Genomic DNA, 17032 nt, shown 5'->3' on the forward strand with positions numbered 1-17032 from the left:
GGCACCGCTCATCAGATCAGCCAGAAACTGAACCGCCCCACCGGTGTAGTGCCACCATGCGGAGTTCCTTGAGGCGACGGTGACCGTCCACTCCTGCGGGCCGGCCGGGCTGGTGGTCCACGAGAAGAAGTCCCCCTGGTTCGACCCGGCCCAGGGAAGCAAGCCGCCCGGAGCGGGATACGGGTGAAGCGGGACGGCCAGGTCGGCCTCCTCGCATCACTCCGTGATGATCTCCAGGCTTTCCCGCGCCCCCTGCACCCAGGTGCCCTCGAAGCCGGGCGCCGGCCCGCCGAAGCCGAGGAAATCGCTGAGCACAAAGGGCGGATAGAGCTCGCAAAGGAGCTTGTAGTCGGTCGGCAGGGCCGTTCCGAGCTCCGTCTCCAGTGCGGACCAGTTGACGTCTTTGCGACCCGGCAGGCGCAGGGCGGTCAGACCCGGCACCACGCGCTCCAGCTCCGCGACGGCTTCCTCGGGGTCGGTCAGACGGCGGACTGGTGACTGGGTACCGGCGAGACCGTCCATCGGCTCAGATTGCCAGAACGGCACCCCATGTACCCCAAGCCTCAGATCCGCTCCAGCAGGGTCCGGAGGATCTCCTCGGCGTGCGTCCAGAGCAGGGCGCCGCCGGCCCCGGGGACGGTGTGGCGGGTGGCCGTCGGGAGGCGGGACGACAGGGTGGCGCCCTGGTCGGGTGAGTGGGTGGTGTCCAGCTCGCCGTACCAGACGTCGACCGGGACGGTGACGGCGGAGAAGTCGATGCCCCAGCGGCCCATGGCGAGGGCGGTGTCGCGGGCGTAGCCGGCCGGGCCCTGGGCGAAGGCGGTGTCGAGGGCTCGGCGGTACGCGGCGGCGAAGGCGGGTGACCGGTAGACGGCCAGGTCCGGGGCCGGGCTGCCCGCCATCACCATGTCCCACATCGCCTGCGGGGTGAACCCGGCGAACAGTTCCTCGGCGGCCTGCGGGTCGGCCACGGCGAGGTCGATCAGTCGGCGCAGCTCGGCGGGGAACGGGTCGGCGGGGAACGGGTCCGCGGGAAGCGGCTCGGCGCGAGGCGGTTCGGCGCGAGGCGGTTCGGCGGCGCGGCTAGTGACCGCAGCGGCATCGGCCGGGCCCGGGGCGGCGAAGTGCGGGGCCGCCACCTCGTCCGCCGCCGAGACCAGGGCGAGCGCGCCGACCGTGCCCGCGGCGGCGCAGGCCAGGGCGAACGGCGCGCCCTGGGAGTTGCCGAGCATGGCTGGACGGCCCAGTCCGCGCCGCTCGGCGAAGGCGCGGATGTCGGCCGCGAAATCGGCGAAGGTCCGCCCGGGCGCGGGGGTGGAGGAGCCGAGTCCCGGCCGGTCGAGGCTGATCAGGCGGACGCCGAGCGCGTCCACTGCGTCGGCGCCGAAGCCGAGTGCCCGGGTGGTGGCCGCGCCGGGGGAATGGAGGACGGGCGTTCCGTCCACCGGACCCCACTCCGCCCAGGCCAGCAGGCGGCCGTCGGGCAGGCGCTCCTCGCCGAGGCGGTCGGCGGCAGTGATGTGCACGTTCATGATCTCCAGCATGGTCGGCGCGGCCGCTCGGCGCCGCTGAATTTCGCGGCACCGGAACCCGGATGTCGTTTTCTGACACAACTGTGTCGTTGCCGTCGGTCGGTGCGGGTACGGATCATAGGCTCATGAGTCACAGCCATACCCGCCGCATCGCCATCACCGTGTTCGAAGGGGTGGAACTGCTCGACGTCACCGGACCCGCCCAGGTGTTCTCCGCCGCCACCCGGCTGCTCGGCGAGGCGGCGCGGACGGGGGCGGCGGCGGGGGGTGCGGCAGGGGCGGGCCCTGGCGCGGACGCAGGCGCGAGCGTGGGCACGTACGGGCGCGGACATGCGCGTGGCTACACCGTCGAGCTGGTCGGCCCCCGCCGGGGCGAGGTGGAGTGCGCGGGCGGGCTGCGGTTGTCGGCGGACCGGGCGTTCGGCGAGATCGACGGCAGCGGCATCGACACCCTGATCATCCCCGGGGCGCTGCAGCTGGGCCCGGACGGCTTCGAGCCCGCGGTGGACCCCGAGGTGGTCCGCTGGGTACGGGAGACCTCACCTCGGACACGGCGCGTGGCGTCCGTCTGCACCGGCGCGCACATCCTGGCGGAGGCCGGTCTGCTCGCCGGGCGCCGGGCGACCACGCACTGGGCCACCGCCGACCGGCTCGCCGCGCAGTACCCCGACATCACCGTGGACGCGGACGCCGTGTACGTCCGCGCCGACCCGGTGTGGACCGGCGCCGGCGTGAGCGCCGGAATCGACATGTCCCTCGCGCTCGTTGCCGACGACCACGGGCGCAGGCTCGCCCTGGCGACCGCCCAGTGGATGGTGATGTACCTCCAACGGCCCGGAGGGCAGAGCCAGTTCAGCGCGCCACTGGAGCGGCAACGGACCGCCCGGGCCGACATCGCGGAGCTGCTCGCCTGGATCGACGCCCACCTCGACCAACGGCTGACGCTGCCCGTGCTGGCCGAGCGGGCCGGGCTGAGCGACCGCCAGTTCATCCGGGTGTTCACCCGCGAGACCGGCAGCACCCCCGCCGCGTACGTCGAGGCCCAGCGGGTCGAGGCCGCGCGCAGGCTGCTCCAGGAGAGCGACCTCACCATCGCCGCCGTCGCCGGCCGCTGTGGCTTCGGCTCCACCGAGACCTTCCACCGCACCTTCCGACAGCACACTTCCGTCACCCCTCATGCGTACCGACAGCGCTTCTGCGCCCCCGACCGGTCCAGCCGCCCGTCCCCGGCTGCCGACAGACCGACCGGCAGCCCGCGCAACGAGCTCGACACCTCCGTTCCAGAGGAGACTTCGTGACCTCCCTTCCGTCTCTCGCCCCACGGCCGGACACCGCCCTGGTCGAAACCGCCGAGCGCATGCTGCGCGCCGCCTCACCGGACGCACTGGTCGCGCACTGCCACCGCACATACGCCTTCGCCGAGGCGATCCTGGCCCGCCGCGGCCTCGCTCCGGACCGCGAGGCCCTGTACCTCGGAGCCGTCTTCCACGACCTCGGGCTCACCCCGGACTGGGACGACCAGGTCACGCCGTTCGAGGAGCGCGGCGCCCTGGTGGCCCGCGAGACGCTGCTGCGGGAGGGCGCGGACCCCGAGTTGGCGGAACTGGTCGGTGACGCCGTCCGCCTGCACATGGAGCTGACCACCGGCGACGACCCGCGCCCCGAGGTCGCCGGCATTCACCTCGGCTCCGCCGCCGACGTCCTCGGCCTGCGCCTGGAGGAGATCCCGCCGGACGCCGTCGACGCCGTTCTGGAGGCCTACCCCCGCCAGGGGCTCACCGCGTTCCTGCGCGAGGCCTTCGCCTCCGAGGCACGCCGGAAGCCGAACTGCGCCACCGCGGCGTTCGTCCGCGACTTCGGATTCCTTGAACTGCTCGACGGAGGACCGGGCGAGTAACCCACTTGTCCCCGGGCCGGGCTCTGGCCGACGATGGCCGGACAAGAAACGTTCTCGGAGATCGGGTGGGCTGCGTGGCTGGAACGGAAGAAGACTGGGAGATCGGGCGAAGCATCGATGGCCTTCCGGTCGTGCGGTATCTACGTGGCGAGCGGGTGGGGCGGCCGTGGGCCGACCTATTGGAGGTGCTGGACGCCGACGGCATCGCCGCTGCGGCCGCCGGCCCCACTGGTACGGCCGTCGACGCCACCGGTGCGGCCGTCGGCCCCGTTGATCCCGTCGAGTTCGTGCTGTCGGACATGTCCGGCTGGGTGGTCTCCGGCCCCGTCGGGCTCGGCGAGCAGCTGCTTCACCGCGGCGCGACCGTCCTCCGGCACGCTCACACCATGGAGTTGGATCTGATCGCTTGTCCTCCTTCCGCTGACTGGGCACAGACCCCGCTGCGAAGCGGGTTCCGCACCGTTCCGTGCGACCGCGACGCCGAGGAGCTGTTCCCGGCAAAACGCGCCGCGTTCGCCCCCGGCCACCCCGACCACTCCCCCGAGCTCGACGACCAGTCCAGGATCGAGCGGCTGGCGGCCCTGCTCGCCGGGAAGGACATCGGCCCCGTACTGCCGTGCAGCAGGCTGGTGGTCGACGACGCCGACCAGGTCGTGGCCGGAGCCATCCTCACCAACCGCGACGGCCTGCCCTGGATCGCCAGCGTCTTCCGCCACCCCGACCTGGGCTACCCCGGCCTCGGCGGCGACCTGCTGCGCCTGGTCCTGGCCGACGTGGCCGACCGCGGACTCACCGAGGTGGGCCTTGCCGTGAGCGAGGGGAACCAGGCGCAGCGGCTGTACGAGAAGCTGGGGTTCCGGCTCACCAACACCTCGCTCACGGTCATCGTGCCCTGACCGCCGACCGCCGGCTTGGGACTGGTGGCCTTTCACGGGCGGGTCCTCCTGACGGGCGGGCCTCCCTCGTGGGCGGAACGCCTCAGGAACCCCCGCCTCAGGAACCTCAGTGACTCTCAGGGACTCTGATGGTCTCTCAAGGACGGGCGAACTCCAGGACGGCGATCCCGGCCAGGACAGTGGCGCTGGCCGCCATCCGCAGCCGCCCGAGGCGTTCGCGGAAGACCACCGTGGCCAGCAGCGCGGCTATGACGATGCTCGTCTCGCGCAGGGCGGCGATGGTCGCCAGGTTGCCTCGGGACTGCGCCCAGACCACCAGTCCGTAGGCGGCCAGGGAGAGCACGCCACCGGCGATGCCCACCGGCACCACCGGCCGGATCCCCTCGACGAGGGAACGACCACGCCGGGCCCAGGCGATCAGCGCCAACGCCGGGCCCTGAAGCAGGAAGAGCCAGGCGATGTAGCCGCCGACGGTACCGGAGTGCCGTACGCCGCTGCCGTCCAGCACGGTGTAAGCGGCGATCATCACCCCGGTACCGGCGGCCGCCCCGAGAGCGGGCAGCTGCGCCCGCCCGGGTATCCCCTTGGCGAGGGCAAGCCCGATCAGGCCGCAGGAGATCACCAGCACGCCGAGCAGTTCCCCGCCACCGAGAGCCTGGCCCAGCACCGTCGCGGACAGCAGGGCCACCAGCAGCGGCGCCGACCCGCGGGCGATCGGGTACATCTGCCCGAAGTCCCCCAGCTGGTAGGCCCGGAGCAGAAGTATCTGGGACGTCACCTGCATCACCACGGAGGCGAGAAGGTAGGGCCAGGCCGCGGCGGCCGGCAGCGGGTTGAACGCGACCAGCACGACGGCGCAGGCGGCATAGGTGAGGTTGATCAGGGCGAAGCCGACGAGCTTGTCCGGGATCCGATGCGCCAGCCCGTTCCAGACGGCGTGCAGGACCGCCGCGGCCAGGACGGCCACGGGCACGGCCGCCGTACCGCTCGGCAGCACGGATGCGAGTGCGGGCATGGCGAAACTCACCTCCAATGGGCTTGGAACTGAATTCCACGCTACCCTAGATCCATGGAAGAACGTTCCGAATTTTCTGTTCTGGAATCCCAGCTGGCCGCGCACATCCGCGCCCACCTCGGCGACCTGCGCGGCACCGAGGCACGCGTCGCCCAGGTCGTCCTCGACCGGGGCGTCGACCTGGTGCACCTGAGCGTCAGCGACGTCGCCGCACTGGCCGGCACCGCGCCGTCGTCCGTGGTCCGGGCCTGCCAGCGGCTCGGGTTCCGGGGCTACCAGGAGCTGAAGATCGCCGCCGTCCGCCAGGCGCCGAACCCGGCCCCCACCCCGTCCGACGACCAGGACCCGGCCGCCCGCGCACTCGCCAGCACCATCCACGCCGCCCGGGAAACGCTCGACGGCATGACCACCACCCTCACGGCGGACGACCTGCGGGAGGCGGCACAGGTGCTGGACGCCGCGAGCCACGTCGTGGTCGTCGGCGCCGGACTCTCCGGCGCGGTCGCCCTCGACGCCGCCTACCGCCTCCGCGCCCTCGGCATCCTCGTCGACGCCCCCGCCGACCCCCTCACCGCACAACTCGCCGCCGCACAACTCCCGCCCACCGCAGTCTGCCTGGCCATCAGCCACACCGGCGCGACACAAACGGTCGTCGACACCGCCCGCCGCGCCCGCACCGCCGGCGCGAACGTCATCGCCCTCACCAGCTACGCCCGCTCCCCCCTGAGCGACGCCGCCACCCACACCCTCGTCGCCGGCGGCCAGGACCTCGTCTTCGGCCTCGAAACCACCGCCAGCCGCATCGCCCACCTCACCGCCATCGACGCCCTCACCCTCACCCTGCTCGCCCTCCGGGGCCCGACGGCCGAGCACGCGCTGAACCTCTCGGCGGACGTGACGGCGGATCACGCGTATTGACGGGCGGTAGTTGTCGCTCGGGGGCGGACCTGTTGGACAATCGTTCAGCCGGACCGGCCTCGCGGATCGCCAGTAGGCTGACGCTGCCCGGCAGTTCCGCCGCCAGGTGGTGCGGGCGCGACATGCGGACCTAGATGGGGCGGTATGTCCGTTTCGATGAAATAGCAAGAACTGGCCACCTGGCAAGGTAAACCCGCAGGTCACCAAGACCGCTCCCCGCGCGTGCGGGGTTGGCCCCAAACCTGACGGCGCCTGGCGCGTGGCCCGGCTGCACCTGGCGTGGCCGAGCCTTACCGGGCTGGTCTCTTCAATCCGAGGGACATGCCGAACAGCCCTCCTGCGACTGCGCCGAGCCATGGCACGAGGTAAGCCAGAAGGGGGACATCAATGTCCCAGACACGGACGGCCGCGATGATCAGGCCGAGAAGAACGAACTGCGCGATCAGATAGCTCAGGATCTTTCGCCGTGTGCTCCACGCGCGTATGCGCTCCACAAAGTCCCGCCTCATCACGCCCCCTGACCGTCGTTATGACACGCACGATGGTAAAGCTCCGAGAACATCAGGCGGCACCCCATTCACCCAACGTCGAGAACAGACCTTCAGTCACAGGACATCAGCCGGCCTCGACGGACTCTTCGGCTCGGGCGCCAGCCGGGCGGCAGGAGACGGTGCCGTTGAAAGCACGGCGGTCGACGACGACCGCGCGCCTCGCCGTCACCGCCTGCTTCTGTGCCCGAGTCACCCACGGCGAACCGCGATTCGCTCCACGCCCGCCCGAAGTCCGACACGATCCCGGGCGCCGAGGCTGCGAGAACGCGTATCGGTGAGATGACCGATGTGCGGGGAGCGGGGGCGTAGCCATAGTCCTCGGGAGATCGTTCGCGGGTGGCCGTGGTGCACCCGGTTTTCGAAAGGACCTTCTGTGGACACGTATGCGGATCTGGTCGCGGACGATCGCGGTGAGCGCGTGGAGCTCGGCCGGCCCGGCTTCTGGACCGAGCGGTGGGCACGGCCCTTACGGGCGAGGGTCGGTGGTCGTCGGTCGCGGCGCGCTCGGTCTCGGCGGCGGCGATGGAGGCGACGACCTGGCGCAGCAGGGCGGCCGCGACGGCGCGGTCCAGGGTGGCCTGGAGGGTGGGTAGGTCGGTCGGGTCGGTGTCCTCGGTGATGCCTTCGTCTGCGAGCAACGGGGCGACAAGGTCCCCCGGCAGTGGTTCTCCTCGTCCTTCAGACGCACGCCCGAGTCGCTCTGAAGGGTCATCGTGAACTCGTTGGCCGCTAGGAGGTCCAGGCACCGACCATCGAGGTCACATAGTCGGGGTCTCCCAGCGGAGCGCGAATCAGTTCGGTCGGCACGGACATCACGTCGACCACCTGGGGTGCTTGATCGTGGAGCCTGCGGCAGAGGCGGTCGATGAGTTCGGGCAGGGCGCGGGCGTGCGACGGTGTCAGATAGCCTTCGACGAGGTACCAGGCGAGGTCGGCGGCGATGTGTTCGAGTCGCAGAAGCTGGTACAGGTCCTGCACAAGAGGTTCCCCGGCATCGGGGCAGGTGCGCAGTGCTTCGGACAGCATTCGGGTGCTGTGGGCCAGGGCGAGTTGTTCGGCATGGGAGGACAGGTTGTTCCATGCCTCGTCCGGTGTGAGGCCTGCCGCAGTCGCGACCGCGAACCGCTGGGCGAGTTCAGTGTGCAGCCGACCCTCGCGTCTGCGGAAGAGACGGGTGAGGGTGAGGGGGTTCTCCAGGTCGGAGAGCTCGGGGCCGGGTTCTTCCGCGGGCGGCTCGTACTCCACTCCCTGAACCATCGACCAGGCCGCGTCGAGCAGGATGAGGCGGTTGTCGCCACCGGCGGACCGAAAGGCCATCGTCAGGGCCTGATAGTCGATCAGCCGGTTCTCCGAGAAGAATCCGAGTGCGCCTGCCGTTTCGCGGCAGCGGTCGACGGCGCTGTCCGAGAGCCGATCGACGGTGACCTTCGCCAGTCCGAGGCCGCGTATGACCGAGGGCGTGGCTCCGGGAGCGCTGCTGCCGCTGTCCGGCGGGATGTGCCAGCTCGGGTGGGTGGCCTGCCGGGCCAGGGCAGTGGCTGCCTTCGCTCTGGCCGCGGCACCGAACAGAAGCCGCTGCTGGTGCAGATGGTCGAGCGCGGGCCGCCTGATGTGCCATCGGTCGACGGTCTGTCGCCGAGCCGCGTGCGGCAGGGCGATCGCCACTGCTGCACGGGCGGCCGCCGCGAGTCCTGCGGTAACCGCTCCCCAGGCGAATCTGCCCACGGTCAGGCTGCGGCGGGTCCGTTCGTCGGCACTGCCCAGTGGATCGTGGAAGGAGCCGTCCGCTGTGATGGTCGCGCCGTCGGCGAGCCAGCGTTCGTCGGGGACCCGGACGTTGTCGAATCGGACAGTTGCGTAGTCCAGCGGGAGAAGCGCTGTCGGGGACAGCGGGCGGATGGCGATGCCGCCGCAGCGTCCGGTTTCGTCGCGGAGGGGGACGAGGAAGAAGAACGTGCCGCGGTCCGTCCCTGCCATGTCCAAGCGGGCACTGACCACCGCGAGTCGCTCCACGCCGTCCTGGGCGACGTTCACAGGGAACTTGGCGGCGGCCGCGTCCGGGGTGTGCAGAACGAATGTCCGCGTTGACGGCTCCCAGCGGGCGCGGGTCCGGGTATGCGCGATGCTGCTCCCCCGGCCGATTTCCGTTATCAGGGCCGCGCCGACCGCGCGGGCCGTCGTCAATGTGGTGATGTCCTCGGGTGTGGCTCCGCAGACGAGGGCCGGCCCGATGGTCATGCAGTGGTGCAGGAACATCACGTGGAACAGTCCGGGGTCGGCCATGGCAGTCAGTTCGAGCAAGGAGCGCAGACGGTCATGGTCGGCGAGCAGCGGCGTGTTCGAGGGCAGCGCGGCGGTGATCCGGAGCAGTGCCTCGTAGGGGACGCCGCCGGACGCCTGGGTTGCGGTGCCGATCAGTTTGACCAGGTCGGGGTCGTAGGTGTGGGTCATCGCGGTGCTCCAGGGCTGTCGGGCGAAGGGGATTGAGGACGCCTTCGGTGCCGGAGGGCTGACTGCCCCGCTCAGAGGACGGTTGTGGGGAGCCATTGCTGGATGGTGTCCGCCTGGTGGGAGGCGTACTGGGTGATCATGGTGAAGTGGTCGCCGGTGGCTTGGCGCAGTGTGTGGGGTACCGGCCAGGACAGGCTGGGGGTCGCCCGGAGGTAGAGCGTCGGGGTGTCGATGGGGGTCGGTGTCCAGTGGGCCATGAGTTGGACGTAGGCCGCTGTTGCGGTGAGTGCGGCGGTGCCGTAGAAGCCGCCGGCGACGGCTTGGGCGAGACGGCCGGCCGATGCCTCGTAGATTTCGTGCCGGGTGTCGGCTGCGGGGATGGTGTCGAGGAGGATCAGGCCGCTCGCCGGGTGACGGTGTTCTTCGAGGCGCTGCGCGAGTGTGTGTGCTATCCAGCCGCCGGAGGAGTGTCCGAGGAGAACGAAGGGCTTGTTTTTCGCGGTGATCTGCGCGGTGGCATCAACGAGGATGTCGAGAAGGGTGGTGAGTGATTCCGGGAGGCCCTGCCCCGGGTGGTAGCCCGGATAGTGGAGGGACCACATCTCGTGGTTGCCCAGGTGCGCTGCCAGCTGCGCGTACTCCGGCCGCTGCGGGGTCGAGGGAAGTGAGGGGAGGCAGACCAGCGCGGGGGCCTGCGTACCGTGGGACAGCTGGTCCGGGGGTGTCAGGTCGGAGGGTTCGGGGGTGGTGAAGGTGGGGCGCAGACGGGCGGCGGCGCGGAGCAGGCGCATTCCGGTCTCGGTGTCTCCGCTCTCGACGGCGGTGGTGAACTCCGTGATGAGGACTGTGTCCTCCTGGTCTTGCGTGGGGGGAGTGGTAGCGGTGCCCTGCTCGGAGGCGAGTTGTTCTTCGAGGTGACGGGCGAGGGCGAGTGGGTCGGGGTATTCGAAGACCGCGGACGGGGCGAGTCGCAGCCCGGTGGTGTTGGCCAGGAGTGTGCGCAGTTCCACGGAGGACAGTGAGTCGAATCCACTGTCGCGGAACGAGCGCCCGCTGGGGATGTCCTGGAGGTCGGGGTGGCCCAGGACGTCGGCCGCGAGGGCGCGTACCAGGGTCGTCAGTTCCTCAAGACGCTCCTCGTGCGGGAGGTCGCGGACCCGCTGTGGCCACGACAGGTCCTTCTCCTCCGTGGTCCGGCGGACAGCAGGAGCGCGGGTGAGGTCACGCAGCAACGGGGCGAGCGATCCTTCTTCGGCCTGGGCCTGGAGGGTTTGCTGTTTGAAGGAAGCCGCGAGCAGGTAGGGGCTCTGGACGGCCAGTGCCGTGTCGAAGAGGGCGAGTCCGTCGTCGGCCGACAGGGGGCGGTAGACGGTCCGTGAGGCGCGGTCCGTTGAGCTGTCCTTGGTGAACATGTGGCTGGTCATGGCGCTGCTGTCGGCCCACAGTCCCCAGGCGATGGAGATGGCGGGCAGGCCGCGTGCGCGGCGGTGGTGGGCCAAGGCGTCGAGGTAGGCGTTGGCGGCGGCGTAGCCGGCCTGGCCGGCCTGGCCGATGGCGGTCGAGGCGGAGGAGTAGAGGACGAAGGCTGCCAGGTCGGCGTCCTGGGTGAGTTCGTGCAGGTGGTTGACGGCGATGGCTTTGGGGCGCAGTGCCCTGTCCAGTTGTCGGCTGGTCAGGGACTGGAAAACGGCGTCGTCCAGGGCGCCGGCCGTGTGGATGACGGCGGTGAGGGGGTGTTCGGCAGGGACGGTGGCGAGGACGGCGGCCAGGGCGTCGCGGTCCGCGGCGTCGCAGGAGACGATGTCGACCGTCGCGCCTTCGGCGGAGAGCTCCTGGGCCAGTGCGGGGGCTCCGGGCGCTTTCCCGCCCTGTCGGCTGGTCAGGAGCAGGTGCCTGGCCTGGTGGGTGGCTACGAGGTGCCGGGCGAGAAGGGATCCAAGTCTGCCGGTACCGCCGGTGATCAGCACGGTGCCGTTCGGGTCGATGGTGCGGGGGATGGTGAGGACCAGTTTGCCGGTGTGCCGTGCCTGGCTGAGGGTCTGGAACGCCGACCGGGCGTGGGGCAGGTCCCAGACCCTCGTGGGCAGGGGCGTCAGGTCGCCGGCGCGGAAGTGCTCCGTGAGACGGCCGAGTACGGTGCGCAGTTCGTCCAGCCTGATGTCGAGAAGGTCGGAGGCCAGGTAATTGACACCTGGGTGCCGGAAGGCGACGTCCGTTGCGTCGCGCAGATCTGTGACGCCCATTTCGATGAAGTGGCCTCCGCGCGGGAGCAGTCGCAGGGAGGCGTCGATGAACTCTCCGGACAGGCTGTTGAGCACGGTGTCCATGCCCTGCCCGTCGGTGGCGGTGAGGAAGGCCTGCTCGAACTCCAGGGTGCGGGAGGAGGCGATGTGGTCGAGAGGGATGCCCATACTTTGCAGGGTGTCCCATTTGGCGGGGCTGGCCGTGGCGAAGACCTCGGCACCCAGATGCTTGGCGAGCTGGACCGCTGCCATCCCCAGCCCGCCGGTGGCCGCGTGGATGAGGACACGCTGGCCCGGTTTCAGAGCGGCCAGGAATTCGAACACGTATGAGGCGGTGGCGAAGGCCACCGAAGCCCCGGCCGCCTGGGTGAACGTCCAGCCGTCCGGGATCGGGGACACCGCCCGGTGGTCTGCCACGACCACGGGTCCGAAAGCACTGGCTGTGCGGTCACGGCCCACCAATAGCACCATGACGCGGTCGCCGGGCGCACATGAATCCACGGCGGATCCGACTTCTGTGACCACTCCCGCCGCTTCACGCCCGAGGCTGGCTCCGGGGTCGACCACGCCCAGCGCCACCAGCACATCGCGGAAGTTGAGGCCCGCCGCCCTGACATCGACGCGGACCTGTTCGGGTGAGAGCGGTACGGCTGCTTCCGGTGCCTCCCGCAGACGCAGGCTCTCAAGGGTGTTGCCTTCCCCCGGGGCGAGCTGCCAGGACGTCGCGCCCGGTGGCGGGGTGAGCAGGGCGGCCGGGTCCAGCGTGGCCAGGCGGGGCACGAAGGCGAGCCCTTTACGCAGCGCGATCTGGGGCTCGCCCGAGGCCAGCGCGAGGTGGAGGGCCTCCTGGGAGGCCTCTGTGTCGTCGAGATCGACGAGGGTGATGTGGCCGGGGTGCTCGCTCTGCGCGGTACGGACCAGTCCCCACACGGCGGCAGCACCGAGGTCGCCGATGTCCTCCCCTTCCTGTACTGCCACGGCCTGGCGGGTGATGACGACCGGGGAACTCCCGTCCGCGAGGTGTTTCCTGACTCCCACGAGAACGGCGAACAACCGCTCCGTGAGCGTGGGCAGGACCGGGACCTCAAGGACGTCCACGTCCGGCCGGCTCCGTACCGCTGCCTGCGCGGGCAGCGGCAGCGGCCGCCATACCTGGGTGAACGCGTTGTCGCGGCGGCTGAGCCGCTGCTCTCCCACGGGGCGCAGGGTGAGATCCTTCAGTGATGCGACCGTCTTGCCCGCGGTATCCGTGACCGTGACCGACGCCGGACCGCCGGCGGAGGCGGAGATGCGGGCTCGCAGCTCGGTGGCACCCGAGGCGTACAGGTGCAGCCGGCCGACGCTGAAGGGCAGTTCCACTCGCTGGGGATCGCGCAGGTTCAACAGCAGCGGATGCATGGCCGCGTCCAGCAGGGCGGGATGCAGGGCGAACCTGTGGGCCGTGTCGTGCTGTTCCTCCGGGAGCCGTACTTCGGCGTAGAGGTGGTCGCCGTGGCGCCACAGGGCCCGTAGCCCCCGGAACACCGGTCCGTACTCGTACCCGACGGCTTCCAGCCGCTCGTAGAAGCCGTCGAGCGCCACGGGCTCCGCGTCGTGGGGAGGCCATGGTGCCGTCGTCTCCGGAGCGCTTTCCCCGCCGGGTGCCAGGATCCATTGCGCGTGCCGGTCCCAGGCGAGGTCGGCGGGAGCGTCCGCTCCGCGGGTGTAGACAGTGGCCGTGCGCTGCTCCGCCGTGTCCGCCGGGCCTACGACGATCTGGAGCAGCAGGTCCTGCGTCGGGTGGAGGACGATCGGTGTGAGGAGGGTGAGATCACTGACCTGTGCGTGGCCGATCTGCTGTGCGGCCTGCAGGGCGAGTTCCATGACCGCGGTGCCGGGCAGGATCACGCTGCCCTTGACCGCGTGGTCGGCCAGCCAGGGATGAGCATGCAGGGAGAGCCTGCCGGTCAGGATCCGGCCGCCGTCCTGGGCGGTGTCGATCTCGAGTTCGAGGAACGGGTGCTCCACTGTACGCAGTCCCGCCGTCGCGGCAGTGGCCGCTTTCTTCGGCGGAGTCAGCCAGAAGCGCTTGTGCTGGAACGCGTAGGTCGGCAGGTCGGTGTCCTCGCCCCCGGACGTCGCCCAGCTCCAGTCGGCGCGCACACCATGGCAGTGGGCCTCGGCCAGCGCGGTGAGGAACCGGGGCATCCCCCCGTCGTCGCGCCGCAGCGTGGTGAGGACCGTCGCGTCGCCAGCGGCGCCGTCCACGGTCTCGTGGATCCCCGGCGCCAGGAGGGGGTGGGGGCTGATTTCCAGGAAGAGACGGTGCCCGGCCGCGAGGGCCGCTCCGATCGTCTCGTCGAAGCGCACGGTCTGCCGCAGATTGCGGTACCAGTAGTCCGCGTCCAGCAGCGCATCGCCGATGTCGTTTCCGGTCGTGGCCGACAGGAAGGGGGTCTCGGGCGCGTGGGGCCGAAGCGCGGCCAGATCCGCCAGGATCCGTCCGCGGACCGCCTCGACAGCGGAAGAGTGCGAGGCGTAGTCGACATTGACGCGTCGCGCCTCGATACCGTCGGCCTCGGCCTGGGCGAGGAGTTCTTCGATGGCGTCCCTGCCACCGGCCAGCACCACGCTGCCGGGCCCGTTGACGGCGGCAACCTCCAGTTGCCCTCCCCACCGTGCCGCGTACCGGCGCAGTGCGTCCACGCCGCTACCCGTGCAGGAGACCATGCCGCCCTCGCCGGCGATGGCCACCAGCGCACGGCTGCGCAACGCGGCGACACGGGCGGCGTCGGACAGGCTCAGCGCACCGGCCACATGCGCGGCGGCGATCTCGCCCTGGCTGTGTCCGATGACCGCGGCCGGGCTCACACCGTAGGACTGCCACAGTTTGGCCAGGGAGACGGAGACGGCGAACAGCAGCGGTTGGAGAAGATCCACACGCTCGGGAACATCCATGTCGCGGGCGACCTTCATGAAGTCGCACTCCACGAATTCGCCCAGCGCCTCGGCACACTCCTGCATCGAACGGGCGAACACCGGTGAAGTAGCGAGCAGTTCATGCGCCATACCAGGCCACTGCGCGCCCTGGCCCGGAAACACGAAGACCGCACCGGGCTCGTCACGGCGGACCCCGGTCACCACACGGGGATCCCTCTCTCCCCTGCCCAGCACGTCCAGGGCGGCGAGGAAGGACTCCGGATCCGTCCCCACCACCGCCGCCCGGTGGTCGAAGGACGTCCGGGTGGTGATCAGCGACCGCCCCAGACTCCGGGCGTTCGGGGACGGGGAACCGCGTACTGCGGAAGCCAGCCTCCGGGCCTGCTCCCGGAGCGCTTCGGGACCGTCAGCGGACAGAAGCCACACCCCTGGATCCGCCTCCACCCCGGACCGGGGCTGCGGCCGGCCCGGAGCCGACGGAACACCTTCGAGGATCACATGCGCGTTCGTACCGCTGATCCCGTACCCGAGAACCCCCACCCGGCGGGGCCGCCCCGTCCGCGGCCAGGGCCGCTGCTCGTTCAGCAGGCGCATCCCACCGGCCGTCCAGTCGACTCCGGAGTGAGGATCGGCCGCGTGCAATGTCCTGGGCAGAATGCCATGCCGCATGGCCATCACCATCTTGATCACTCCGGCGACACCCGAAGCGGCCAGGGAATGGCCGATGTTGGACTTCACCGACCCCACCCACACAGGGTGGTCCACCGGGCGCCCGGCGCCGTAGGTCGCGGCGATCGATGAGGCCTCGATCGGATCGCCCACCGCTGTACCGGTGCCATGGGCCTCCACCGCATCCACATCTGCGGATACGAGCCCGGAGTCGGCCAGAGCCAGTGCGATGACCTCCCGCTGTGAGGGCCCACTCGGAACGGTCAGTGCCTGACTCGCACCGTCCTCGTTGAGCGCGGATCCACGGACCATCGCCAGTACGGGCAGCCCCAGCCGCTCCGCCTCAAGCGGTGTGGCCAGCAAGAGGGTCCCCACCCCCTCGGCCAGAGCGAATCCGTCGGCGTCCGCGGCGAAGGCCTTCGAGCGCCCATCGGCAGCGAGTGCCTGCTGACGGCTGAACTCCAGCAGGTACTGAGGCCCGGCACCCACCGTCACCCCGGCGGCGAGCGCCATGGAGCACTCGCCCGCCCGAAGAGCACGCACCGCGAGATGCAGAGCCGCCAACGACGACGAACATGCCGTATCGACCGTCAGAGTCGGACCGGTAAGACCCAGAACGTAGGCGATGCGGCCGGCAGCCACACTCAGAGTGCTGCCCGTCACCAGGTACCCATCGGCCTCGGTACCACCCCGCTCCGCCCAGGCCGCGTAGCCGCTCTCGGTGGCACCGACATAGACCCCGGTCCTTGTCCCCCGCAGTACCCGCGGGTCCAGACGCGCCCGCTCGCACGCCTCCCACGCACACTCCAGCAGCAGACGCTGCTGAGGATCCATCCCCAGGGCCTCCCTCGGACTGATACCGAAGAAATCAGCGTCGAACCCGGCCACATCCGTCAGGAAGGCACCACTACGAACATAGGTTTTCCCGCCCGCTCCGCGGTCCGAATCGAACAACTGCTCCGGATCCCACCCTCTGTCCCGAGGCAACGGTTCCGACACGCAAGTCTCATCGGTGACAAGGCGCCAGAGATCCTCCGGTGATTCGACCCCGCCCGGAAACCGGCAAGCCATTCCCACGATCGCAATCGGCTTACGCTCCGTGAACATGTTGCTCATCCTTCCTATCCAGGGCGACGCCGGCCATCAACAGCTGGCCGTTCACCCTCTGGCAGACCCTGGGTTCCGGGCCGGTGCGCACAGACCCAGGACAGCGGTGACTCGTACGCTCGGAGAACGGGCCGGACACGGCAGCCCGCGGGAACTCCGGAGCCGACGACGCCTCACAGATCCGCCTCACCGCCTCCGCGGGGGCCTGCGACTCCAATCGCCCGGCCGGACGATACGGATGTCTCCCGCAGGCTCACCGGCGACAGAGCGGTAAGCACGGCGGGGCCTACTCGGTGATGCGGGTGCAGTAGAACCACTCGTACCGGTGCACCCGCACCCGGCCACCCCGCGCCGGAAGCTGCTCAGGTCCGTCGTGCAGGCGGATACGGACAATGCCCATACGGACCTCCCGTGGTGAAACCGGAAGCACTCCCGCAAGGAGCGCGCGGCCAGGCGAAACAGCGCACGACAGCCCAGGCGCACCCCCCGGACACCCAGCCCCGATGGCCGGGCCCCAGAGTCCCGATACGGCCGCGCCTTCCCTTAAACCGTACCCGCACCAACCCCGCGCAGCACCCGGCGGCCGCGGACCTGTTGAACCCCGACCGGTGAACACCTGACCGCTGCCCCGCCCGCGCGCTGCTGGGCAGGCCGCCCGTGGGATCGAGCTGCATGTCGGCGGCGGGTGAAACGAGGTGCTGGATCACTCTCCGTGCCGGAGTCACGGAGCGTCACCGAAACCGCGATTCACCCGCCGCCGAGAGTCCCATGGAACCAGCAGATCAGAGGGCCGCAGCCGAGCTGCTCCCCGCGCGTGCGGGGTTGGTCCCAGTA

The 17032-nt window shown here is 70.5% G+C and carries 9 protein-coding genes; 4 read left to right on the forward strand and 5 right to left on the reverse strand.

All coding sequences use genetic code 11. The annotated features are described in order from the left end of the window. Positions 1 to 216: 216 nt before the first annotated feature. Both ACIO5D_RS37145 and ACIO5D_RS37150 read right to left on the reverse strand, forming a co-directional pair. Positions 217 to 522, reverse strand: a complete 306-nt coding sequence (locus ACIO5D_RS37145; RefSeq protein WP_400660065.1) for a hypothetical protein — start codon at positions 520 to 522, stop codon at positions 217 to 219. 41 nt (positions 523 to 563) lie between these two features. Continuing rightward, positions 564 to 1532, reverse strand: coding sequence for an alpha/beta fold hydrolase (locus ACIO5D_RS37150; RefSeq protein WP_400800638.1), 969 nt, complete (start codon positions 1530 to 1532; stop codon positions 564 to 566). Positions 1533 to 1657: 125 nt separating this feature from the next. On the opposite strand from ACIO5D_RS37150, the gene ACIO5D_RS37155 reads away from it, so the two are divergent. From ACIO5D_RS37155 to ACIO5D_RS37165, 3 genes are all read left to right on the forward strand, one after another. After that, positions 1658 to 2830 (forward strand): GlxA family transcriptional regulator, encoded by a 1173-nt coding sequence (locus tag ACIO5D_RS37155; RefSeq protein ID WP_400800641.1) that lies wholly within the window; start codon positions 1658 to 1660, stop codon positions 2828 to 2830. After that, positions 2827 to 3429: an HD domain-containing protein gene (locus tag ACIO5D_RS37160; RefSeq protein WP_363614341.1), complete on the forward strand. Its 603-nt coding sequence runs from the start codon at positions 2827 to 2829 to the stop codon at positions 3427 to 3429. The genes ACIO5D_RS37155 and ACIO5D_RS37160 overlap by 4 nt, the downstream gene beginning before the upstream one ends. 131 nt (positions 3430 to 3560) lie before the next feature. After that, complete coding sequence (locus ACIO5D_RS37165; RefSeq protein ID WP_400800644.1) at positions 3561 to 4325, forward strand: GNAT family N-acetyltransferase; 765 nt, start codon at positions 3561 to 3563, stop codon at positions 4323 to 4325. A gap of 136 nt (positions 4326 to 4461) precedes the next feature. Here the strand turns inward: ACIO5D_RS37165 and ACIO5D_RS37170 are convergent, their stop codons facing one another. Further along, positions 4462 to 5340 (reverse strand): EamA family transporter, encoded by an 879-nt coding sequence (locus tag ACIO5D_RS37170; protein WP_400800647.1) that lies wholly within the window; start codon positions 5338 to 5340, stop codon positions 4462 to 4464. Positions 5341 to 5394: 54 nt separating this feature from the next. On the opposite strand from ACIO5D_RS37170, the gene ACIO5D_RS37175 reads away from it, so the two are divergent. Then, positions 5395 to 6258, forward strand: coding sequence for a MurR/RpiR family transcriptional regulator (locus tag ACIO5D_RS37175; protein ID WP_400762793.1), 864 nt, complete (start codon positions 5395 to 5397; stop codon positions 6256 to 6258). Positions 6259 to 7538: 1280 nt separating this feature from the next. Here the strand turns inward: ACIO5D_RS37175 and ACIO5D_RS37180 are convergent. Together ACIO5D_RS37180 and ACIO5D_RS37185 are read right to left on the reverse strand one after the other, a co-directional pair. Beyond that, positions 7539 to 9260, reverse strand: a complete 1722-nt coding sequence (locus ACIO5D_RS37180; RefSeq protein ID WP_400800650.1) for an acyl-CoA dehydrogenase — start codon at positions 9258 to 9260, stop codon at positions 7539 to 7541. 71 nt (positions 9261 to 9331) lie between these two features. Continuing rightward, complete coding sequence (locus ACIO5D_RS37185) at positions 9332 to 16207, reverse strand: SDR family NAD(P)-dependent oxidoreductase (RefSeq protein WP_363614329.1); 6876 nt, start codon at positions 16205 to 16207, stop codon at positions 9332 to 9334. Positions 16208 to 17032 lie beyond the last annotated feature (825 nt).

The sequence above is a fragment of the Kitasatospora sp. NPDC087315 genome (genome assembly GCF_044744345.1).
Taxonomy (GTDB): Bacteria; Actinomycetota; Actinomycetes; order Streptomycetales; family Streptomycetaceae; genus Kitasatospora.